Below are 23,035 nucleotides of genomic sequence, written 5' to 3' on the forward strand. Positions count from 1 at the left end.
CTGTTTTTATTTTTCTTGTTTTTCTTGCTCAGAGATTTCCCCTTGGACTTCTTCTAGCATGGCTTTTAGTTCAAGCTCTTTTTGCCTTAGCACGACCAAATCTTCTTGAATCTCATCTTTTTTCTCTTCCTCAGGTGGTCGAATAACAAAATTGATTGACAGGGCAACTAAGGTACCGATAAAGGTATCAAGCACACGGTCCAATGCAAAGATGATCGATTCCCCTTGTGGGACACTGGAAGTGATCAACAGCATCGTCGCAATGGCAGAGATGATGCCAGAATTGTTATTGATGCCATCTGAAAAAACGATGACAAAGATGACCAGTGCGGGCAGGACAAACAATTCGATCAGAAAATCATTTTGAAAATATTGCTTCGTCAAAAAATAAAAAATGGCTGTACCGCCGCCGATCGTATTTCCTAACACCCGTGATTTCCCAAAAGAGATTGTTGTTGTCAGGTCTTGTCGCAATGAAAAGACAGCAGACAAGGCAGCAATCAAAGGCTGGCCGCGATCAAGGAAATGAAAGAGCAGAATACAAAGCATGACAGCAATGGCTGTTTTTATCGTTCGCATACCTAAGCGAAAACGCCCCATTTTCATGGTAGAATGCCCCCTTTACTTAATCATACCCAATGCTGTTGAGAAATTCTAGTCTTATTCCTCACAATTTAGTATACTTTTCAAAGGAGGTGACAAAAATGAAAATTGGATTGAGAACAGTGAAGACAGCAGTTGCTGCCGGTTTGTCCATGTTTCTTGCTCAGCAGATCGGTCTATTGTATGCACCAGCCGCAGGGATCATCGCAATTTTGAGTGTTGGGAATACAAAGAAAACCTCGCTCTTTACAGGAATCGGTCGCTTGGTTTCCTTGGCGATCGCGACGCTCCTAGCTTTTGTCAGCTTTCATCTTTTAGGCTTTGGTCCGCTGGGCTTTGTTCTTTTTCTCTTCCTATTTATTCCGACGGCAGTCTATTTCAAATTAACCGATGGGATCGTGGTCAATTCGGTCTTGGTGACCCATTATATGATGGAACGTTCTTTTGCTTGGCCATTGATTGGAAATGCTTTTTTGTTAATGAGTATTGGCATCGGCTTTGCACTTTTATTTAACTTGTATATGCCAGACGGCGAACGGGTATTGAAAGAAAAACAGCAGTTGGTGGAAGAAACGTTTAAAAGTCTTTTAAAAGACATGTCGATCGCGTTAACAGAAAAAGAAAAGGCGACGCTCCCTCATGTTTGCCAAGCATTGTTAGGAGAAATCAAGCAAGGCAAACAGCAAGCGATGGTTCATAGTGAAAACCAGTGGCGAGGAGAAGCCTCTTATTATGAAGAGTATTTCACCATGCGGCAAAGTCAAGCGCGCTTACTCTTGGAAATGGTTGATCTATTACAATTGTTTTGGGTAGAAGAAGCCTATACAAATGCGTTTCAAGAGCTGCTATCCTTTACCGCCCAGTCCTTTCATGAAAATAACGATGGAAAAGAGATCTTGGCAAAAATTGCAGCTTTATACGAAGATTATCGACAAAAACCATTGCCGCAAACAAGAGTAGAATTTGAAAATCGGGCCCAGCTGTTTCAGTTTCTGCAAACCTTTAAAAGTTTTATTGAAACCAAAGCCGACTTTTCTGAACAGATTCAGACGATGGAGCGCTAAAAAAAAGACTCCTGCAAAGGAGTCTTTTCGCTTTTACTGTTGTTCCCAAAAAGCTTGCATTTGATCAAGAACGTCAATGACATCGGTGGTCAAGTGGATTGATCCTTCGATATCGCCATTGATGGCTTTGATCATATTGGCAATTTCATAATTAAGGGCTTGATTACTGTCACCAGCTTCAATCACTTCATTTGTTCCATCTCGAAAATGAATCACGGCTTTGTCCGCACGAGGATACTCATCCACCGTAATGTATCCTTCTTCGAAAGCGACGATACCTGTTTTAGGCATTTTCGCTTGGAAAGTCAGTGTGACACTAGCCATTTCATCAGCTGGATTTTGGAGGATCGTTACAGATTGTTCGTCTACACCAGTAGAGAAGGGCTTCATGCTGCTAAACGCCACTTCTGGCGTATCCGACATGAAAAAGCGAGCAAATGAAACGGCATACGTGCCAATATCCAGTAACGCACCGCCACCTAAATCTGGGTTGAAGAAACGATTGGTGGGATCAGGATCTTTATAGCTGCCAAATGGTGCTTGGATCATTTTTAATTTTCCTAAGCGTCCAGCATCGATCTCTTCTTTCAAACGTGCATAAACCGGCATATTGAAGATCGTCATAGCTTCTTCTAAGATTAGGTTTTTTTCTTTGGCTAAGGCTAGTTCTTCCGCTAGCTCATCGGCACTGGTGGTGATGGCTTTTTCGCAGAGGACATGTTTTCCTGCCATTAGAGCTTTCATAATAAATTCGTGATGAAGATCATTAGGTACTGCAATGTACACAATATCAATTTGCGGATCTTCCAGCATAGCATCTGTGCTTTCATAAGCATGGGGGATAGCGTATTTTTCGGCAAAGGCCTGGACTTTTGGCAAACTGCGGGCGCTGACTCCATACAGTTCACTTGCTTCATTGGAAAAACCAGCGGCAAATTGCGTCGCGATGTCTCCAAGTCCAATCATTCCCCAACGGTATTTTTTCATCATTGATCATCTCCTTCATATTTAGTATAACAAAAGAAATGAATTCTTTAAAATAATCAAAAACAATCGCAAAAAGTTTCCATTACGGCTGACTTTCAGTAAAATATAGAAGAGGAGGGATAACATATGCATAATGTATCAATAGCCATTATTTTAAATACGATTATCGAGCAATACACATCAGAAAAACAGTTTTATGAGACACATTTAGGAATCACTGAGGAGCAATGGGAAGCTTGGAAAAACGGCACAATGAGTTTATCGCCTGCTGAAAATCAGAAAGTGAAACTGCTGTTTTCGGATTATGAATGGATGCTGATCCAAAAAATCATTCGCCAGACCGTCATTTATCCAGAAAAACGCAATCAAGCGGTCGTCGAGTTCAAAAAAATGAAAACCCAAATCGCCAGAACGTGGCTAGCTAGCGATTTAGCAAAAGTCGAATTGTTAACAGAATCTGAAGAAACAGCCCAATACCTTGATTTGAGAGTCAGTATTACGTATGATGAGTGGGGTTATGATGATATATTAAACTTCCGATTGCCCGCTGTTGTTCAGCAGCAGATCCGCAATGAAAAAATCGAGTTGTTAGAGTGGGTTAAAGAAAATCTGGAAGAAACTTATAATTAAAGGTAGGGTATTTTTTGAAAAAGTATTATGGAATGGCTGCGGCAGCAGGATTCTTGTTTTTGGTTCTCCTAACCATACAAGTGAATCGAGTGACCGCAGTCACCCCAATAAAGAATCTAAGTATCGCTCGTTCTACTACTCAAACAGTGACGAGCACAACAACTGAATCCAGCAGTCAAACTTCGACGGAATACTCAGAGGATGCGCAAGAACAAGCAGCTGTTAGTGATGAAGTGAACGAAGATGATTTCCCAACTGTCTCATTGAATGATTGGTCGTTGGCTCTGGTAGGACCAAAAAATAAAATCGTCAGCGAAATCGCGCAAGAAGATTTGGGGAAATTATCAAATGGCTACCTTGTGGACAAGCGAATCGTTTCGGCATACGAAGAACTAGCTGAGGCAGCAAAGGTGGCTGGACATCCTTTAGTCATGGTCTCTGCTTACCGTTCGGTAGAGTATCAACAGGAAATATTCGATGCCAATGTCAATAGCTTGATCCGCCAAGGGAATACAAAAGAAGAAGCAATTCGTATCACGAAACTGACCTTTACTGAACCGGGATATAGTGAGCACCATACCGGTCTTGCGATTGACGTAATCGATGAAGACTGGTATCAAAATCATACAGGCGAACTTCTCAATGAGGGGTTCGGCGTTACAGACGGTGGAAAATGGCTACAAGCCCATGCGAGAGAGTATGGGTTCATCATCCGTTATCCGAAAGGAAAACATGACATTACCCAAATCGATTATGAACCATGGCATTTACGCTATGTAGGCGTCGAAGTGGCGACATATATTGAAGAACATGAGGTAACATTCGAAGAGTTTCTTGATGAGGCAAAAGAACACATCACTCGTAAAGAAGCAGAACTGTCGTATCACGAATTGGCAGATCCTTTGCAGGAGGACTGGATCTTTACTAATTCTCTTACTAGAAATCAAGAAAATAGTCAACGAGCACAAGAAGAGTTGTTGATGAGTGGAGGCGATTTGTTCGCTAAGAACGTGTTTAGTCAGACAAAGGAAGTGAAAAAATGAGTGCAAGACGAAAAAAACAGAAGACTCGTTTCCCATTAGTCTTTCTAGGGTTATTCTTAATTGGGATTGCTTTTATTTTTTCCTTAAATAGTTTGGCGGATCCTCTTCCGAAAGAGGAAGAAACAAATACTGAAGCGATCTCTCATGAAGAATTTATCGATCGCATTGCTCCTTACGCGCAAGAACTGCAAAAAGGCTATGGGATTTTACCAAGTATCATTATAGGTCAGGCGATTCTTGAATCAGATTGGGGCCAGAGTTCTCTAGCCAGCAAATACAATAATTTATTTGGCATCAAGTCATTTGGTCATTCAAAAAAGGTGACATTAGATACCCAAGAGTTTTATAATGGAGAATGGGTCACGATTCAAGGAGATTTTCGTGTCTATGATACTTGGGAAGAATCAATGGATGATCATACGATGTTGTTTGTAAATGGTGTTGATTGGAATCCTGCGCTTTATGTAGATGTCTTGACAGCAAACGACTACCGCAGTGCCGCACAAGCCTTACAAGATGCAGGGTATGCAACGGATCCAGATTATGCCAGCAAAATCATTCAAGTCATTGAAACCTACCAATTGAATCGATTTGATCAATAAGAAAAGAGAGTTGGCTGCTTATGGAAGAAAAATATATGCCAAAAATCACCACTGATTTACGCAAAGATATCGTCAAAGTGCCTAAAGTTATTCGAGAGGCTAGCGGCATTCAAATATTTGGGAAACAAATCCGCTCCATTATTTTTACTACGGATATTGCGATCATCCGTAATACAAATGCGGACGCTGTGATAGCGGTCTATCCTTTTACACCGCACCCAGCAATTACGAAAGCAATTATCGAAGCAGCAGATATTCCAGTGTTTTCTGGTGTCGGCGGCGGCTTGACCCAAGGATTCCGCTCTTCTTATATGAGCATGTTTGCTGAAGCTCAGGGGTCGATCGGGGTCGTCTTAAACGGACCCACACCATTGAAAACTGTGGAGCAAGTCTGTAAAGTCGTGGATATTCCCGTTATCAGTACCGTAACGAGTAAGTATACTGAAATTGATGCCAAACTTGAAGCTGGTGTGAAGGTCATCAATATCAGTGCCGGCAAGGACACAGCGGATACCGTGGCTTTCTTCCGTAAAAAATATCCGAAGCTGCCGATCATTGCAACGGGTGGTCCAACTGAGGAGAGCATCTTAGAAACGATTGAAGCAGGTGCGAATGCGATCACTTACACGCCGCCTTCCAACGGGGAGCTTTTCAGTAAAAAGATGGAGCACTATCGTGATATGGAGAAACCAGAGTAGCAAATGATCCACAAATGAGAATATTTTTATTTATAAAGGGCATTCCATGCTTGTGTTTTTAATCAAAGACAGGCATAATCGAATCTATCATTTAAAAATTACTTGTATATCGTCGAAATATGGTCGACAGTCTCTACCCGATACCGTAAATATCGGACTATAAGTAAAAATCGTGCCTGTTAGACACTTTTTTTGCTTTGGCAAAAAGAGTGTCTTTTTTTTCAGGATGGAATAGAAAGGAACGAGGAGAGCTAGGATGGATAAATTAGTTGAGCGTATCAAAACACACGGGAACGTCTTGGGTGAAGGGGTTCTCAAAGTGGACCAGTTTTTGACCCACCAAGTGGATTATGAGTTGATGAGAGAAATCGGTAAAGTTTTTGCAGAACGATTTCAAGAAAGTGGGATCACCAAAGTAGTGACCATCGAAGCTTCAGGGATCGCACCAGCACTTTATACTGCAGAAAAGTTGCAGGTACCAATGATCTTTGCTCGAAAAGCAAAGAGTCTGACGATGGATGAAGAGTTGTTGACCGCATCGGTCTATTCCTTTACTAAGCAAGTGACCAGCCAAGTATCGATTTCTAAGAAATTCTTATCTTCAGATGATACGGTATTAATAATTGATGATTTCTTAGCAAACGGACAAGCTGCAAAAGGATTGATCGAATTGTGTCAGCAAGCAGGCGCAAAAGTCGTTGGCATTGGGATCGTCATTGAAAAATCATTCCAAACTGGTCGACAATTGCTTGAAGAAATGGGAATCCCCGTTGTTTCCTTAGCACGAATCGCCTCATTGTCGGAAGGCCAAGTTAGCTTTTTAGAAGGAGATGCCTAATGAAAGAGACGAATAGCCGTTCAGCAGTTTTAGGCTTGCAGCATTTGCTAGCGATGTATGCAGGAGCTGTTGCCGTCCCTTTGTTGATTGGAACAGGCCTCGGCTTTAATGAAGCGCAGATGACGTATTTGATCTCGATCGATATTTTCATGTGCGGAATCGCTACGCTTTTGCAATTAGTCGTCACCCGCTTTTTTGGGATCGGCCTACCAGTCGTTTTAGGTTGTGCCATCCAAGCTGTCTCCCCATTGATTTTGATTGGCACCAAATCAGGAATCAGTGCGATTTACGGAGCGATCATTGCCGCTGGGATTTTCATTGTCTTGATCGCCGGCATTTTTTCGAAAATCAAAGTTTTGTTTCCCCCATTGGTGACGGGAACGGTGATTACCGTCATCGGTTTGACCTTGATTCCAGTCGCCATCACCAAAATCGGTGGAGGGGATGCCGCAGCTGCTAACTTTGGTGATCCAACGAATTTATTGTTAGGCTTTGTGACGATTGCCCTGATCATTGGCGTGCAAGTGTTTGGCAAAGGCTTTATTCGCTCGATTGCCGTACTGATCGGTTTGATCGGTGGGACTATTTTAGCAGCATTATTAGGCTTGGTTGATCTTTCTGCCATCACTCATGCACCTGTGTTTCATTTGCCTCAGCCTTTTTATTTCGGTTTACCAACCTTTGATCTGTGGTCGATCGTCTTGATGATCATTATTTCCATCGTTAGTTTGGTAGAATCCACAGGCGTTTATTTTGCACTGGGAGACATTACTGAAAAACCGATTACAGGCAATGACTTAAAGCGCGGCTATCGTGCGGAGGGCTTGGCGGTGATCCTTGGTGGGATCTTCAATACGTTTCCTTATACTGGATTTTCACAAAACGTAGGTTTGGTTCAACTTTCAGGCATTAAGACGCGCCGTCCGATTTTCTTTTCAGCAATCTTTTTGATCGTATTAGGGTTGTTTCCAAAAGTCGGTGCCATCGCACAGATCATTCCAGAGGCAGTGCTTGGCGGCGGCATGTTAGTGATGTTTGGCATGGTGGCTGTTCAAGGGATGAGAATGCTGAGCAAAGTTGATTTTATGAATGACAAGAACTTGTTAGTGATTGCAGTATCAATCGGTTTTGGTTTAGGGTTCAATATGATGCCCACTTTATTCAGTCAAATGCCTGAAACCGTTCAAATGTTTACAGGCAATGGGATCGTCATGAGTAGTTTGACTGCCATTGTTTTGAATCTGTTCTTTAATGGACTGCCGAAAGAAACAGACGAAGTGACGGAATTGAGCTTGCTACAGTAAGTTTATTTGATCCAGACGAGGATTCGTCTGGATTTTTTGTATTGTTCCTTTATTTGTCTTATTATCGGATATCTGACGTGTTGAATACATATCTTTGAGATAAAAGCGAACAATGGAAAGTAAAATTTGTTAATAGTTCGAAAATATTTTGACATTGCTCGGGCAACTCGTTACTATTTAGAGGTGAAAGTGAATGTTAGCAGAGCCATGTGACTTTGGGATATCTCAGACGTAGCTTCAAAAGGTTGCTAACAAAATGATTTTCGTAAGAAAAATACTTCTGAGGTTTATTCAGAAGAGAATCGTAAAAAATCAGTGGAGGGAAAATTGAATGAAACCAGCAGTTGCAGTGATTATGGGAAGTCAATCAGATTGGGAAACAATGAAGGAGTGCTGCTTGATTTTAGATGAGTTAGCGATACCTTATCAGAAAAAAGTCGTTTCGGCACATCGTACACCAGATTTGATGTTCGAATTTGCAGAAACAGCCCGAGAAAAAGGGATTAAAGTCATTGTTGCAGGAGCGGGTGGCGCTGCCCATTTGCCGGGAATGGTGGCAGCTAAAACAACATTGCCGGTCATTGGTGTTCCCGTCCAATCACGCGCATTAAACGGTTTGGATTCCCTTTTATCGATCGTGCAAATGCCGGGTGGTGTACCAGTAGCAACAACGGCGATAGGAAAAGCTGGCGCAACTAACGCAGGACTACTTGCAGCCCAGATGCTTTCCATGTATGATTTAGAGATAGCGGAGAAATTAGACGCACGAAGAAATACATTAAAAGAAATCGTATTGGAAAGTAGTGATCAACTTGATTAAACCTTTAATGCCCAACGCAACGATCGGAATCGTTGGCGGAGGACAGCTAGGTCGTATGATGGCAATGAGTGCCAAAGAAATGGGCTTTCGGGTTGGCGTTTTAGACCCTACTGCCAATTGTCCAACAGCCCAAGTCGCTGATTGGCATATTGTTGCTGCCTATGATGATGTGTTTGCTTTAGAAGAAATGGCTCGACGTGCCGATGTAATCACCTATGAATTTGAAAATGTCAGTGTTGAAGCATTGAACTCTATTTTGCCTTACTCACATATCCCTCAAGGCACCGATCTGTTAGCAATCACTCAAGATCGTTTGTTAGAGAAGTCATTTTTAGAGGCAAACAATATCGTGATTGCACCTTATGCCACGATCATCAGCCCGACAGACATCCAAGATGCCATCGATAGCATTGGTTACCCTTGTGTATTAAAAACCACCAGAGGCGGCTATGACGGAAAAGGACAGCACGTGCTTTACAGTACGGCTGATTTGGCGCCTTCCATGAATTTACTTCGCGAAGGAACTTGCGAATTAGAAGCATGGATTCCTTTTGAAAAAGAATTATCGATTTTAGTTGCCGGTAATGGAGAAACCTTTACCACTTTCCCAGTGGTAGAAAATATCCACCGTAACAATATTTTGCATCAAACGATCGCTCCTGCGCACATTGATCCAGAAGTTGCCGAAGAAGCCAAACGGATCGCTCACATTATTGCAAAAGCTTTGGATCTGCAAGGCGTTTTAGCCATCGAAATGTTCCTGACCAAAAGCGGCGGCTTGTATGTCAATGAATTGGCGCCACGTCCGCATAATTCGGGTCACTATTCGATCGAAGCTTGCTCCATGAGTCAGTTTGACGCTCATATCCGCGGCATCTGTGGCTGGCCGTTGCCGGAAGTTTCTTTGCTTTCACCAGCAGTCATGGTCAATGTCTTAGGAGATGAATTGACAGAAACCTATGATCTGATTGCCACAAAACCTGCTTGGCAATTTCATTACTATGGCAAAGAAGAAGCAAAAACCGGTCGCAAAATGGGACATATCACTATTTTGACGGAAGACATTGCAGAAACCACTGAAGAAATCTATCAAACCAATATTTGGGATTAAAGGAGATAAAAACATGTTAGAGCGTTATACAAGACCAGAAATGGGTGCTATTTGGACCGATCAAAATCGCTACCAAGCGTGGCTAGAAGTCGAGATTTTAGCTGACGAAGCTTGGGCGGAATTAGGAGAGATACCGAAAGAGGATGTTGCATTGATTCGTGAAAAAGCATCCTTTGATATCGACCGTATCTTAGAGATCGAAGCGCAAACGCGACATGATGTGGTTGCTTTTACCCGAGCAGTCTCTGAATCTTTGGGTGATGAAAGTAAATGGGTCCACTACGGCTTGACGTCAACGGATGTTGTTGATACGGCGTATGGCTACTTGATGAAACAAGCCAACGATTTGATTCGTGAAGATTTGAACCGTTTCGTGACGATCATTGGCGAAAAAGCCAAAGAATACAAGCATACCGTGATGATGGGACGTACCCATGGTGTTCATGCGGAACCAACGACCTTTGGCTTGAAATTAGCCTTGTGGTATTCAGAAATGAAACGCAATGTTGAACGTTTTGAGCGGGCAGCAAAAGGGGTCGAAGCTGGAAAGATCAGTGGTGCTGTTGGAACCTTTGCAAATATCCCTCCATTTGTCGAAGAGTATGTCTGTGAAAAACTAGGGATTCGTGCGCAAGATATTTCCACGCAAGTATTGCCTCGTGACCTACATGCTGAATATTTCTCAGCAATGGCGTTGATCGCAACGAGCATTGAGAAATTTGCCACTGAGATCCGTGGACTACAAAAATCAGAAACGCGGGAAGTTGAAGAATTCTTCGCCAAAGGACAAAAAGGTTCTTCTGCCATGCCCCATAAGCGTAACCCAATCGGTTCTGAAAATATGGCCGGACTTGCAAGAGTCGTTCGCGGTCATATGGTGACGGCTTATGAAAATGTCTCCCTTTGGCATGAACGGGATATCTCACATTCATCGGCAGAACGGATCATTATTCCGGATACGACGATTTTGATCGATTACATGCTGAATCGCTTTGGCAATATCGTCAAAAATCTGACCGTTTTCCCAGAGAATATGAAGCGCAATATGAATGCGACCTTTGGATTGATCTACAGCCAACGGGTGATGTTGAAATTGATCGATCACGGAATGACCAGAGAGCAAGCCTATGACTTGGTTCAGCCGAAAACAGCGCAAGCTTGGGATGAACAAACGGATTTCCGCCCATTGTTAGAAGCTGATCCAGCAATCACGGATGTTTTGACCAAAGCTGATTTGGACGATGCCTTTGATTACAACCATCATTTAAAACAAGTTGACACGATCTTTGAACGTGTCGGTTTAGCCGAATAAAAAAAGCTGCAACCTTGAGACCTCCGTCTTAAGGTTGCGGCTTTTTTAATAATTTTCAGCTAAGTAGGTCAATAGATCAGGTGCTAAACCAGTTGCTGATTGGTTTTCCTGGCGATCTTCTAACATGGAAACCATCAGAAATCCTTGATCTTGCGAATCGAAGGCGAATAAGAAGCTGTTTTCTTGGCCTTTTTCATCTTGCTTTTCTTTGATTTCAGCAGTTCCTGTTTTGGCAGCTAGCGGAATGTTCAGCGCTTCCAAAGAGTGTGCCGTTCCGTTGGCATCTGAGACAACAGCTGTCAAATCTAGATTGATTTGCTCAATCGTCTCTGGTTTAAAGACTTCTTTGTCTTTTTGCTCTGCCTCTTTCACTAAACGGGGATAAACCAGCTTCCCTTGATTGGCAAAGACCGAGTAAGCAGCAGCTTGTTGAATGGGATTCAGTAACAGTTCTCCCTGCCCATAGCCGGTATCTGCCAGTAAAATCTCTGAGTTGAAGGACTCTTCATTGGAAATTTGAGCAGGATTCATCGCAATCGGCAAATCAAACGTTTCGCCAAAAATCAATTTCGACAAGCCATTACGAAAAGCATCTTCACCCATAGCTAAGGTTTGTTGTGCCATATAGATGTTATCAGAGTAAACCAGTGCATCTTTTAGATTGACAGAAGCTACATCGCTGACTCTGGTGACAAAGTAGTCCCCCCAAGAGCTGTCTTTTTGCCACTTCAATCCATCGATCGCAATACTTTGGGTAGGGTCGATCGTACCATTTTCTAAGCCAATCGCTGCCGTGATGGTCTTAAAGGTCGAACCTGGTGCATAGGCCGTAGCAAAGCGGCTGATGAAAGGCAAGTCTTCGTTTTGTTCATACGCATCGTAGTCTTCTTGGGAGATCCCTTGGGTCATTTTATTGGGATCATAACTCGGTGAGCTGGCTAATACCAGCAGATCACCGGTTTTTGGTTCTGTGACGACCGTGGACCCCGCCTGATTTTGTAAGGCGTCAAAAGCTGTCTTTTGGGCTTGTGCGTCAATGGTCAGTTGGATATCTTTACCATCTGCCCGTTCTTTTTCTAAAAGAACCGATTTTTCAGCACCATCTTCATCTGTGATGGCGATTTTTCCGCCATTTTCGCCCCGCAACTCTTTGTCAAAGGCAGCTTCCAGACCACTACGACCAATTTGTCCGTTGCTTGCTAGCGTTTCATCCTTTTCGATATCTTCTGCAGTCACGTTCCCTAGATAACCAATCAACTGGGCAGCGGCTTCTCCAAGAGGATAAGTCCGTCCCGTCGTTTCTTTTAAACTTGTTCCAGTTGGCATTTCATCGGTTGGTTCGATAATCTTTAAGGGAACGAACAACTCATCTTGGACCCACGATTGCGCCAATGCTTGATCGATCGCATCTTCTGTTAGGTCAAAACGTTCCGCGATTGCTTTGATATTGGCGGTTTTTTCGTCTCCCGTACCCAGCTGCCCCGGAATGACGCCTAGTTGATAGAGCGTGCCATTTTCTGCTAGCGGTTCGTTGTTTCGGTCTAAGATTTCTCCACGTGTGGCATTATCTACAGAGATACTAACTTTGTCTTGTCCTTCCATTCCCGGAAAAATCAATTGAGGCGACCAATCGATCTTGGCTTGGTCATCAGCCAGAGTAATCGTGCCACTATAAGACAGCTCGGTTAATTCACCTAACGAGGTGGTTAAGGAACCGTTGTATTGGAAATTGAATTGATCGGAATCCTTATCATCGGGCGTTACCTCAATTCCTGAAGCTTTAAATGATTCGGCACCGATACCAGTGAAAATCGCTTCGTATTTTGCTGAGACTTCGTCTGCGTTAAAGCCGTTTGATTCCAAACTTTCTTCGGTCAGTAAAGCAGATAGATCGCTGTACTTCTGATCAGATATAGCACCGATAAAGGAATTGAGGACTTTTTTTGCTGCTGCTTCTTCTTGTCGATTTTGATAGACTGTATAGCCATAATAACCGCCACCAAGTACTAATAAGGCGGCAGGGAGTGCCAGCCAGACGAAACGCTTAGGTTTTTTCGCTGGTTTTTCTTTGCGAGAGCGCCGGTTTTCTGACATATTATTGTTCCTCCTTTAGTGCCGACAAACGGGCGTGATAAAGCGGCAACAGCGTTTGATAAACTGCTAAAATATCCGCCATTTCAACGTCTTCGATCATTTCTTTTGGAAAGATCTTGCCAATTTGAAGTTCACTTTTTTTGACTTTCTGTAATCGTTCTAAGTAGGTTGGCCATTTAGCGATTGGAGAGTGGTCATACTTGGTATGATCAGGAGATAGCGTAAAGTCTGCTGGCAATTGATCAAATAATTCTTTTTGAGCCAGCCAAGATTCCGCGATCGTTGCTTGATTTTTCGGTTGATCGATCACACTGAGCCAAACAAAGACATACTCTTGATTGATCCCAATTTGAAAGTGGGCATCCATTTTATAACCACGCTTGTTAGGGCCGATCCCCGCCCACGTTTCGGCAGGAGGGTAGACGGTTCTACGCCGATGCTGTGCGATATGCAAATAAAAAGGTTCTTGACAGCTTTCTTCAAATAATGGGATCGCTGCCTCGCCGATGGTTTGGAAAACCGGCTGGATCTCTGAACGGATTTTTTCCATTCTTTCTTCTAATGTTTCTAAAGCAAAAGCATCAAATGACTGTTTTGTAAATAGCATAATCGTGTCCTTTCTTTTGTCTGAAAACAGTATAACAAAAAAAGCCCGTAAAATTTCGGGCTTTTGTTTTTTTTATCTTATTTTTATTTAGTGATCACCCGTCAGTGCGTAGCGTGACTTAAGTTAAAGGTAGGGGCTTGACTTTGTTCCTTCAAACGATGCAAAAGATCGTCTAAAAAAGAAAAGTCCATTTCTTCTAAATTAAAATAAATACGGAAAGAATACGTATGTTTAAATAAGCTTTGACGATGTATCTGGTGAATGATCAATTCGTCATTGCGGCCATTTTGAAATTGTAGAACTCTTTTTTGTTCTTCTGCATAGTGAGGACGTGCCCCTTTTTTGAAGGGACTGAATACATAGAAACTCGTTTGTTGGTTAATGGAAAGGATTTGCTGCACGGCCAATAATTCGTTATGGAGCTGTTGTTTTTCTTTGTCTGTTAGATGAGCTAAAAAAAGTTCAGCACGATTCTTTAGCGACCACATATAGTACTCCTCCTTGAATGTAGCTACAATACGACCTAAATATAGCATGAAAATAGAATGTTGTAAACGCTTTATAAAACCCTTCGCCAGTCAAACGGGAGAGGTAAACTTGCTCGACGGGATAAAAGGCGAACATTCGTGTTTATTAATGTGTAAATGTACAGATAATCGTTGACCCGCTTTTTCAGCGTTGTTAGAATAATAAACAAATAAAGATGTGTGTCATCGCTATGTGAAAAATAAAACTTAACTGAGGTGGAATATGGAATCAGAAGTGCTTCTTTATGAAGGAAAAGCCAAGAAATTGTTTAAAACCAACGAAGAAGATGTGTTGAGAGTCCTTTATCTGGACCAAGCAACTGCGCTGAACGGCTTAAAGAAAGATGCAGTCGCAGGGAAGGGTGCCCTAAACAATCAGATCACTGCGCATCTTTTTCAGCGTTTAGCTGATAAAAATGTCCCAAGTCACTTTCTTCAATTAGTGTCTAAACACGAACAATTAATTCGAGCTGTCACCATGATTCCTTTAGAAGTCGTTGTTCGCAATACGGCTGCTGGTAGTTTTTCAAAGCGCTTGGGCATCGAAGAAGGAACCAGACTGCCAAAGCCGATCGTGGAGTTTTACTACAAAGAGGATCGTTTAGATGATCCGTTTATTAATGACGATCATGTGTTCTATCTGGGTCTTGCTACAAAAGAGGAACTGGACCAGATCAAAAAACTGGCGCTACAAGTCAACGCTGCGTTACTGGAAATCTTTGCAAGTATCCAGATTCAACTGATCGATTTTAAAATCGAGATCGGCAAAACCAAGAAGGGCGAGTTGCTCCTGGCTGATGAGATCTCACCAGATACTTGCCGCTTATGGGATATGGGTACAAATGAACATCTTGATAAAGATGTCTATCGTCGTGATTTAGGGGACATCGTTCCTGTTTATGAAGAAGTTTTAAATCGTTTAGAAAAGGAGAATTCAACATGTATTTAGTCAAAGTTTACGTCACTTATAAGGAATCTGTTTTGGACCCTCAAGGAGAAGCCGTCAAAGGAGCTGTTCATCGCTTAGGATATCAAGATGTCAGTGATATTCGCATCGGGAAATACTTTGAAATCAAAGTGACACCTTCCAACAATCAAACACAATCAGCAGTGGCAGAGGAGATTGAAGCGATCTGTGACAAACTTTTAGCAAACGTCAATATGGAAACCTACCGTTATGAAATAGTTCAAATGGAGGAAGCAGCCCTATGAAATTTGCAGTGATCGTCTTTCCTGGATCAAATTGTGATGTTGATTTGATGTGGGCAATCAAAGATATCATGGGGGCAGAAGCAGAATATGTGCGCCATGATGCAGAAAGCTTAGCCGGTTTTGACGGTGTTTTGCTCCCAGGAGGATTTTCCTATGGTGACTATTTGAGATGCGGTGCAATCGCTCGTTTTTCAGCGATCATGTCAGAGGTCATTCGTTTAGCAAATGAAGGCAAACCTGTCTTTGGTACCTGCAATGGGTTCCAAATTTTAACGGAAGCGGGCTTGTTACCAGGGGTTTTACAAAGAAATGAATCATTGCATTTTATTTGCAAGCCGGTCCGTCTGCAAGTGAATAATCAAACAGCTTTTACTTCTGAATATGAAACGGATCAAGTCATTACGCTTCCTGTCGCTCATGGTGAGGGCAATTATTATTGTGATGAAACGACTTATCAGGAATTGGTTGCCAACAATCAAATCGTTTTTCGTTATGAAGATAACGTCAACGGCAGTCTACACAATATCGCTGGTATCTGCAACAAAGCAGGCAATGTCCTAGGCATGATGCCCCATCCAGAACGAGCGATGGAAAGTTTATTAGGCTCAGAAGATGGCAAGAAGTTTTTTGCTTCATTATTGAAAAATTTTGGGAAGGTGCCGGTAAATGGATAAAATGATCGTAAAAGAACCTACACCACAAGAAATCAAAGACACGAAATTATACGAGCAATGGGGATTGACCCAAGAAGAATATCGGATGATCTCAGAAGATGTTTTGGGACGTTTACCAAACTATACCGAAACTGGACTCTTTTCAGTGATGTGGAGTGAACATTGTTCTTACAAAAATTCCAAACCTGTTTTGCGGAAATTCCCGACAGATGGGCCGCAAGTACTGCAAGGTCCGGGAGAAGGTGCGGGCATCGTGGATATCGGCGATGATCTAGCTGTCGTATTTAAAGCGGAAAGCCATAATCATCCTTCTGCGGTGGAACCTTATGAAGGAGCAGCAACTGGTGTTGGTGGGATCATCCGCGACATCTTTAGTATGGGAGCAAGACCGATTGCTGTTTTAGACTCCTTACGATTTGGTGAGTTAGATAATCCAAGAACGAAATATCTTTTGGAAGAAGTCGTTGCTGGGATCAGTGGCTATGGCAACTGTATCGGGATTCCGACCGTTGGTGGTGAAGTGGCATTTGATCCTTGTTATGAAGGCAATCCGTTAGTCAATGCCATGTGTGTAGGGATCATTGCCCACAAGGATATTCAAAAAGGGCAGGCCAAAGGTGTTGGGAACACCATCATGTATGTCGGCGCAAAAACAGGACGCGACGGGATACATGGGGCGACTTTTGCATCGGAAGAATTTGTCGAAGGAGAAGAACAACAACGTTCCGCCGTACAAGTCGGTGATCCTTTTATGGAAAAACTTTTGTTGGAAGCTTGTTTGGAATTGATCGTGGATCATTCGGACATTTTAGTCGGAATTCAAGATATGGGTGCTGCTGGATTGGTTTCTTCTAGTGCCGAGATGGCATCAAAAGCCGGATCAGGTTTGCGCTTAACATTAGATGATGTTCCACAACGAGAAACCAATATGACGCCTTATGAAATGATGTTGTCAGAATCCCAAGAGCGGATGCTTATCTGTGTCAAAAAAGGGCATGAAGCTGAAGTGGAAGCCCTCTTTAAGAAATACGATCTAGAAGCAGTCGTGATCGGTGAAGTGACGGATGATGGCAACTATCGTTTGTTCCATCATGGACAGGAAGTCGCTAATTTACCAGTGGATGCTTTAGCTGAAGATGCACCGACTTACTACAAAGAGATGGCAGAACCAGCACGGATCAAAGTGTTTAAGGAAACACCGGACTTTGTTCCAGTGATTCATTCAGCAACGTCTGTATTTGCGGACCTGCTGCAGCAGCCGACGATCGCTTCGAAACGCTCGATTTTTGAAACCTACGATTCGCAAGTTCGTACCAATACCGTGGTAGGACCCGGCAGTGATGCGGCCGTTTTACGAATCAAGGGAACCAATAAAGCCTTGGCGATGACGACTGACTGTAATGCTCGTTACCTCTACTTAGATCCTGAAGTCGGCGGACAGATCGCAGTTGCAGAAGCTGCTCGAAATATCGTCGCTTCCGGTGGGCGTCCATTGGCGATCACTGACTGCCTTAACTTCGGCTCGCCAGATAAACCAGAAGGATTCTGGGAGTTATCTACGGCTGCTGACGGGATCTCAGAAGCTTGTCGTGTACTAGAGACACCAGTAATCTCTGGGAACGTCTCCTTATACAACGAAACGGACGGACAATCGGTCTATCCAACGCCTGTAATTGGGATGGTCGGATTGATCGAAGAGCTGGCGCATATCACGACGCAGCATTTCCAAGCAGCAGGGGATGTGATCTATGTCCTAGGGGAAACCCATGCTGATTTCAATGGGTCTGAATTGCAAAAACTGCAGACAGGAAAGATCGCTGGGCGTTTAATGTCCTTTGACCTTGAAACAGAAAAAATGAACCAACAATTGGTTACCGCAGCGATCCAAGCAGGTCTTGTTCAAAGTGCCCACGACTGTGCCGAAGGTGGTTTAGCGATCGCTTTAGCCGAATCCGCTTTTGACAAGGGCTTTGGTCTAAATGTGACCGTGTCATTGCCAGCAGCACAATTGTTTTCAGAAACCCAATCCCGTTTTGTGCTTTCAGTCGCACCTGATAAGCAAGCAGCTTTTGAAGCACTGGTAGGTGCTGCTGCAATAGCGATCGGGGAAGTGACTGCTGATGGCCAGATTCGCATACAAGCACAAGATGATACGATCGAGATGCCCCTTACTGAGGCGAAATTGAAATGGGAGGAAGCCATTCCATGTTTAATGAAGTAAAGAGCCTCAACGAGGAATGTGGGGTTTTTGGTGTTTGGGGTCATCCAGATGCCGCTCGTGTCACCTACTTCGGACTACACAGTTTGCAACATCGCGGCCAAGAGGGTGCTGGGATCGTCACGAATGATGCGGGAAAACTCAATGGTCACCGTGATTTAGGGTTGCTAGCGGAAGTGTTTTCGGATGAACGTGTCCTCCAGCGTCTGACAGGAGATGCTGCCATTGGTCACGTTCGTTACGCAACTGCTGGTAATGGTAGCGTTGATAATATTCAACCATTTTTATTCAAATTTTTTGATCAGCAGATTGGCTTAGCTCATAACGGCAACTTGACGAATGCGAAAAGTCTACGGAAATCATTAGAAGAGGCTGGTGCGATTTTCCACTCGAATTCCGATACAGAGATTCTCATGCACTTGATCCGTCGCAGCGAAGAACCGCTTTTTATGGATCGGGTCAAGGAGGCATTAAATCAAGTTAAAGGTGGATTTGCGTACCTTTTACTGACGGAAAATGCCATGATCGCAGCACTAGACCCCAATGGCTTTCGGCCATTGTCAATCGGGAAAATGGTCAATGGTGCTTATGTGGTGGCTTCAGAAACCTGTGCGTTGGAAGTCATCGGTGCGGAATTTATTCGTGATGTCCGACCGGGCGAAGTCGTGATCATTGATGATGCAGGCATTCAAATCGAGCAGTATACCCAAGAAGTACAGCCGGCGATTTGCTCGATGGAGTTTATTTATTTTGCCCGTCCTGATTCCAACATCGCTGGCGTCAATGTCCATCGTGCCCGTAAAAATATGGGCCGTCGCTTAGCACAAGAGGCGCCGATCGAAGCGGATATGGTCATTGGTGTACCGAATTCATCCTTATCTGCTGCCAGCGGCTATGCCGAAGCTTCAGGTATTCCTTATGAATTGGGCTTAGTAAAAAATCAATACATTGCACGAACGTTTATTCAACCGACGCAGGAGTTAAGGGAACAAGGCGTGCGAATGAAGCTCTCAGCTGTTCGTGGCGTAGTCGAAGGCAAACGAGTGATTCTAGTCGACGATTCGATCGTCCGAGGAACCACCAGCCGCCGTATCGTGCAACTGCTAAAAGAGGCAGGTGCGAAAGAAGTTCATGTGCGTATCGGTTCGCCGCCTTTGCGCTATCCATGTTTTTACGGGATCGACATTCAAACGAGAAAAGAATTGATCGCAGCCAAATATACGGAAGCTGAGATTTGTGAAAAAATCGAAGCAGATTCTTTGGCCTTTTTAAGTGAAGACGGGTTGATCGAAGCGATCGGTTTAGATTTTGACGCACCTTACTCAGGCTTGTGTATGGCCTATTTCAATGGCGATTATCCAACCCCTTTGTATGATTATGAAGAAAACTATCTCGCGTCTTTAGCTGAATAAATAGTAGGCAAAAATGGTTTTTCAAACGAAGCAGTGAAGAACCGCTGGTTTACTTGCGTTAACGACGAATGAGCTGAATGAAGAAAAGCGGATGAATGATTGAGGAGGAACGAACGTGGCAAATGCATATGCAAAAGCCGGTGTCGATGTCGAAGCCGGTTATGAAGTAGTCGAACGGATCAAAAAGCATGTGAAACGAACAGAACGGCTAGGCGTGATGGGGGCAATCGGGGGCTTTGGTGGCTGTTTTGACTTATCATCGTACCAATTGAAAGAACCGGTACTCGTTTCTGGGACGGATGGTGTAGGAACCAAGCTTTTGTTGGCGATCCAACAAGAACAGCACACAACGATCGGCATTGATTGCGTCGCGATGTGCGTGAATGATATCGTCGCTCAAGGGGCAGAACCTATCTACTTCCTTGACTATGTTGCAGTTGGTAAAAACGATCCGGCAAAGATCGAACAAATCATTGCTGGTGTCGCAGAGGGCTGTGTGCAAGCGGGGGCTGCCCTGATTGGTGGAGAAACCGCTGAAATGCCGGGGATGTATCAGCCGGAAGAATATGATCTTGCTGGTTTCGCCGTAGGGATCGTCGAAAAAAGTCGGTTGATCACTGGAGAAACCATTAAAGAGGGCGATGAGCTGATTGGTTTGCCTTCTTCAGGCATTCACTCTAATGGGTACTCTTTAGTCAGAAAACTCTTTTTTGAACAGCATGGCTATACAGGAGCAGAAACGTTTGCGGAACTTGGCAACCAAACGCTTGCAGAAAGTTTATTGACGCCAACGAGAATTTACGTTGATGCACTGAAACCTTTATTGACAGAAGGATTGTTAGCTGGAATTTCTCATATCACAGGTGGCGGCTTTGTTGAAAATATTCCACGGATGCTGCCTGAAGGACTTGCGGCAGAAATCGCCTTAGACACTTGGCCGCAGTTGCCAATATTTGATATGATCGCTACTCATGGCGCGATTCCTCATCAAGAAATGTTCGAGATTTTCAATATGGGTATCGGTATGGTCTTAGCCGTTGCGCCAGAAAATGTTGCGGCTGTGATGGCACTTCTATCCGCCAATGAAGAACAAGCATACCGGATCGGTAAAGTGACCAAACGTAACAACGAAGCCGTTTGCTTCAAAGAGGCAGTCCGATGAGGATCGCCGTCTTTGCTTCTGGAACGGGCAGCAATTTTACAGCAATCGCCGATGCGATCCAAGCAAATAAAATCAAAGGAGCGCAGATCGGGTTGGTCTTTTCCGATAAACCTACAGCGCCAGTAATAGAAAAAGCCCGCGCGAGAGACTATGAAACGCTTGTCATAGAGCCAGCGGCATTTGCATCAAAAGCAGCCTTTGAAAATAAATTGATCGAAGAATTGCAGGATCATGCCATCGATTTTATTGTTTTAGCAGGGTATATGCGAATCATCGGCAACACTCTATTATCCGCTTATGAAGGCAGAGTCATCAATATCCATCCCTCCTTGTTGCCGAGTTTCCCAGGTAAATCTGGGATCGCCGATGCCTTCGCTTACGGCGTGAAAGTGACGGGAGTGACGGTTCATTATGTCGATGCCGGCATTGACTCAGGGCCAATCATTGCCCAAGAAATCGTTCGGATCGACACCGACGATACATTAGCAAATGTGACAGAAAAAATTCATCAAGTAGAACATCAAATCTATCCAGCTGTTTTAGCTGAAATCGTGGAAAAGGGGCTATCGAATCGTGAATAAACGTGCATTAATCAGTGTGTCTGACAAAGAAGGACTCGTACCATTTGTCCAAGAATTGACCAATTTAGGATTTGAGATTATCTCAACTGGCGGGACAAAAACGGCCTTGGAACAAGCGGGGCTTCAACCGATCGGCATCGAATCGGTCACAGAATTTCCTGAAATGATGGATGGTAGGGTCAAGACGCTACATCCACGGGTGCATGGTGGTCTGTTAGGACGGCGTGATCTGCCTTCTCATATGGAGGCAATGGCTGAGCATGGCATTTTACCGATCGACCTTGTTGTCGTCAATCTTTATCCATTTAAAGAAACCATCAGTAAGCTTGACGTCACAGAAGCCGACGCAATCGAAAATATCGACATCGGCGGACCAAGCATGCTACGTTCTGCGGCGAAAAATCATGCCTCAGTAACTGTTGTCGTTGATCCCGAGGATTACGACTGGGTTTTAACTGAGCTGAAGGAAGGCAATACGACGTTGGCATCAAGAAAGAAATTAGCTGCCAAAGTCTTCCGCCATACCGCCGCTTACGATGCCTTGATTGGTGAATACTTGACCAAAGCGGTGGCTGAAACAGAAACAGAGACCTTGACGAAAACCTATGTTTTGAAACAAACATTGCGTTATGGTGAAAATAGTCATCAGAAAGCTTCCTTCTATCAAGATGCATTACCCGTGCCCTATTCGATTGCCAGCGCAAAACAAATCCACGGCAAAGAATTGTCTTACAACAACATTAAAGATGCTGACGCTGCCTTGCGGATCGCAGAAGAATTTACAGAGCCAACTGCGGTAGCCCTAAAGCACATGAATCCCTGTGGAATCGGAAGTGGAGAAACGATTGCTGAAGCTTTCCAAGAAGCTTACGAAGCAGACCCAGTGTCGATTTTTGGCGGGATCATTGTTTTGAATCGTCCAGTTGATGTGGCAACTGCGGAGCAACTGCAGCGGATTTTTCTTGAGATCATTATTGCACCTGCATTTGAAGAAGAAGCACTAGAAATCTTAACGAAGAAAAAAAATCTGCGCCTGCTGGTTGTTGATTTCGAAAAAGCAGCCAAACAGCCAGAAGTTGTCTCTGTCCTTGGAGGCTTATTGGTGCAAGAACCAGATGATCAAATGGAAACACCAGAAGATTGGACCGTGGTGACAAAGAGAAAGCCAACAACAGAAGAAAGTGCAGCTTTGGCTTTTGCTTGGAAAGCGGTGAAACACGTGAAATCTAATGCCATCGTTTTAGCCAATCAACAGCAAACCGTCGGGATCGGCGCTGGTCAAATGAACCGCGTGGGTTCGGTGAAAATCGCCGTCGAACAAGCCCGTGAAAACAATAAACTGGCTGGTTCAGTGCTGGCAAGCGACGCCTTTTTCCCAATGGATGACAGTGTTGAATATGCAGCGCAACAAGGGATCAAAGCGATTATTCAACCTGGTGGCAGTATCAAAGATCAAGAGTCGATCGACATGGCAGATAAATACGGTGTGGCGATGGTCTTTACTGGTGTTCGTCATTTTAAACACTAAGAAATAGG

The 23,035-nt window shown here is 43.7% G+C and carries 23 protein-coding genes and 1 riboswitch; of the genes, 18 read left to right on the forward strand and 5 right to left on the reverse strand.

The annotated features are described in order from the left end of the window. Positions 1–6: 6 nt before the first annotated feature. Positions 7–606 carry an FUSC family protein gene (locus IGI94_RS06825; RefSeq protein WP_005236440.1) on the reverse strand — a complete coding sequence of 200 codons (600 nt, stop codon included), beginning with the start codon at positions 604–606 and terminating at the stop codon, positions 7–9. Positions 607–704: 98 nt separating this feature from the next. Here IGI94_RS06825 and IGI94_RS06830 point away from each other — a divergent pair, with 98 nt between their 5' ends. After that, positions 705–1,667, forward strand: coding sequence for an aromatic acid exporter family protein (locus IGI94_RS06830; protein WP_438899578.1), 963 nt, complete (start codon positions 705–707; stop codon positions 1,665–1,667). A 33-nt stretch (positions 1,668–1,700) separates the two neighbouring features. Here the strand turns inward: IGI94_RS06830 and IGI94_RS06835 are convergent, their stop codons facing one another. After that, a complete protein-coding gene (locus IGI94_RS06835; protein WP_429960053.1) occupies positions 1,701–2,657 on the reverse strand; it encodes a Gfo/Idh/MocA family protein in 957 nt (318 codons plus the stop codon). Between the two features lie 123 nt (positions 2,658–2,780). On the opposite strand from IGI94_RS06835, the gene IGI94_RS06840 reads away from it, so the two are divergent. The 9 genes from IGI94_RS06840 (at position 2,781) to purB (ending at position 11,012) form a co-directional block, all read left to right on the forward strand. Next, positions 2,781–3,284 (forward strand): hypothetical protein, encoded by a 504-nt coding sequence (locus tag IGI94_RS06840; protein ID WP_061054010.1) that lies wholly within the window; start codon positions 2,781–2,783, stop codon positions 3,282–3,284. Between the two features lie 32 nt (positions 3,285–3,316). Next, positions 3,317–4,327, forward strand: coding sequence for a M15 family metallopeptidase (locus IGI94_RS06845; protein WP_016620877.1), 1,011 nt, complete (start codon positions 3,317–3,319; stop codon positions 4,325–4,327). Beyond that, on the forward strand, positions 4,324–4,929 hold the full coding sequence (locus IGI94_RS06850; protein WP_005236425.1) for a glycoside hydrolase family 73 protein: 606 nt from the start codon (positions 4,324–4,326) through the stop codon (positions 4,927–4,929). The genes IGI94_RS06845 and IGI94_RS06850 overlap by 4 nt, the downstream gene beginning before the upstream one ends. 20 nt (positions 4,930–4,949) lie before the next feature. Next, positions 4,950–5,627 carry a hydrolase gene (locus IGI94_RS06855; RefSeq protein ID WP_008381475.1) on the forward strand — a complete coding sequence of 226 codons (678 nt, stop codon included), beginning with the start codon at positions 4,950–4,952 and terminating at the stop codon, positions 5,625–5,627. A gap of 82 nt (positions 5,628–5,709) precedes the next feature. Beyond that, a riboswitch (purine riboswitch) is annotated at positions 5,710–5,807 on the forward strand. 76 nt (positions 5,808–5,883) lie between these two features. Beyond that, positions 5,884–6,465 (forward strand): xanthine phosphoribosyltransferase, encoded by a 582-nt coding sequence (locus IGI94_RS06860; RefSeq protein ID WP_005236421.1) that lies wholly within the window; start codon positions 5,884–5,886, stop codon positions 6,463–6,465. Then, on the forward strand, positions 6,465–7,769 hold the full coding sequence (locus tag IGI94_RS06865) for a nucleobase:cation symporter-2 family protein (RefSeq protein WP_244733535.1): 1,305 nt from the start codon (positions 6,465–6,467) through the stop codon (positions 7,767–7,769). The genes IGI94_RS06860 and IGI94_RS06865 overlap by 1 nt, the downstream gene beginning before the upstream one ends. Positions 7,770–8,100: 331 nt before the next feature. Then, complete coding sequence (gene purE, locus IGI94_RS06870; protein ID WP_005236418.1) at positions 8,101–8,589, forward strand: 5-(carboxyamino)imidazole ribonucleotide mutase; 489 nt, start codon at positions 8,101–8,103, stop codon at positions 8,587–8,589. After that, positions 8,582–9,700: a 5-(carboxyamino)imidazole ribonucleotide synthase gene (gene purK / locus IGI94_RS06875; RefSeq protein ID WP_172634721.1), complete on the forward strand. Its 1,119-nt coding sequence runs from the start codon at positions 8,582–8,584 to the stop codon at positions 9,698–9,700. The genes purE and purK overlap by 8 nt, the downstream gene beginning before the upstream one ends. A gap of 13 nt (positions 9,701–9,713) precedes the next feature. Further along, the gene (gene purB, locus IGI94_RS06880) at positions 9,714–11,012 is read left to right on the forward strand and encodes an adenylosuccinate lyase (RefSeq protein ID WP_008381467.1); all 1,299 of its coding nucleotides are present in this window, start codon (positions 9,714–9,716) and stop codon (positions 11,010–11,012) included. A 45-nt stretch (positions 11,013–11,057) separates the two neighbouring features. Here the strand turns inward: purB and pbp4 are convergent, their stop codons facing one another. From pbp4 to IGI94_RS06895, 3 genes are all read right to left on the reverse strand, one after another. Then, positions 11,058–13,106, reverse strand: coding sequence for a penicillin-binding protein PBP4(5) (pbp4, locus tag IGI94_RS06885; protein ID WP_438899579.1), 2,049 nt, complete (start codon positions 13,104–13,106; stop codon positions 11,058–11,060). Position 13,107: 1 nt separating this feature from the next. Then, positions 13,108–13,713, reverse strand: coding sequence for a DUF1054 domain-containing protein (locus IGI94_RS06890; protein WP_429969914.1), 606 nt, complete (start codon positions 13,711–13,713; stop codon positions 13,108–13,110). A gap of 101 nt (positions 13,714–13,814) precedes the next feature. After that, complete coding sequence (locus IGI94_RS06895; RefSeq protein WP_438899580.1) at positions 13,815–14,249, reverse strand: hypothetical protein; 435 nt, start codon at positions 14,247–14,249, stop codon at positions 13,815–13,817. 214 nt (positions 14,250–14,463) lie between these two features. Between IGI94_RS06895 and purC the strand changes: the two genes are divergently transcribed. From purC to purH, 8 genes are all read left to right on the forward strand, one after another. Next, entirely contained in the window at positions 14,464–15,189 is a 726-nt protein-coding gene (purC, locus tag IGI94_RS06900; protein WP_016620872.1) for a phosphoribosylaminoimidazolesuccinocarboxamide synthase, read from the forward strand. Then, complete coding sequence (gene purS, locus IGI94_RS06905; protein WP_438899581.1) at positions 15,180–15,452, forward strand: phosphoribosylformylglycinamidine synthase subunit PurS; 273 nt, start codon at positions 15,180–15,182, stop codon at positions 15,450–15,452. Before purC ends, purS begins: the two co-directional genes overlap by 10 nt. Continuing rightward, positions 15,449–16,126: a phosphoribosylformylglycinamidine synthase subunit PurQ gene (gene purQ / locus IGI94_RS06910; protein WP_016620871.1), complete on the forward strand. Its 678-nt coding sequence runs from the start codon at positions 15,449–15,451 to the stop codon at positions 16,124–16,126. The genes purS and purQ overlap by 4 nt, the downstream gene beginning before the upstream one ends. Next, entirely contained in the window at positions 16,119–18,347 is a 2,229-nt protein-coding gene (purL, locus tag IGI94_RS06915) for a phosphoribosylformylglycinamidine synthase subunit PurL (protein ID WP_438899582.1), read from the forward strand. Before purQ ends, purL begins: the two co-directional genes overlap by 8 nt. Beyond that, complete coding sequence (purF, locus tag IGI94_RS06920; RefSeq protein WP_005236394.1) at positions 18,332–19,756, forward strand: amidophosphoribosyltransferase; 1,425 nt, start codon at positions 18,332–18,334, stop codon at positions 19,754–19,756. Before purL ends, purF begins: the two co-directional genes overlap by 16 nt. A gap of 115 nt (positions 19,757–19,871) precedes the next feature. Beyond that, a complete protein-coding gene (gene purM / locus IGI94_RS06925) occupies positions 19,872–20,918 on the forward strand; it encodes a phosphoribosylformylglycinamidine cyclo-ligase (RefSeq protein WP_438899583.1) in 1,047 nt (348 codons plus the stop codon). Beyond that, positions 20,915–21,499, forward strand: coding sequence for a phosphoribosylglycinamide formyltransferase (gene purN, locus IGI94_RS06930; RefSeq protein WP_008381461.1), 585 nt, complete (start codon positions 20,915–20,917; stop codon positions 21,497–21,499). Before purM ends, purN begins: the two co-directional genes overlap by 4 nt. Then, positions 21,492–23,027 (forward strand): bifunctional phosphoribosylaminoimidazolecarboxamide formyltransferase/IMP cyclohydrolase, encoded by a 1,536-nt coding sequence (gene purH / locus IGI94_RS06935; RefSeq protein WP_008381459.1) that lies wholly within the window; start codon positions 21,492–21,494, stop codon positions 23,025–23,027. The genes purN and purH overlap by 8 nt, the downstream gene beginning before the upstream one ends. Positions 23,028–23,035 lie beyond the last annotated feature (8 nt).

Origin of the sequence: Enterococcus sp. AZ149 (genome assembly GCF_051714285.1) — a bacterium.
Classification (GTDB): Bacteria; Bacillota; Bacilli; order Lactobacillales; family Enterococcaceae; genus Enterococcus_D; species Enterococcus_D entomosocium.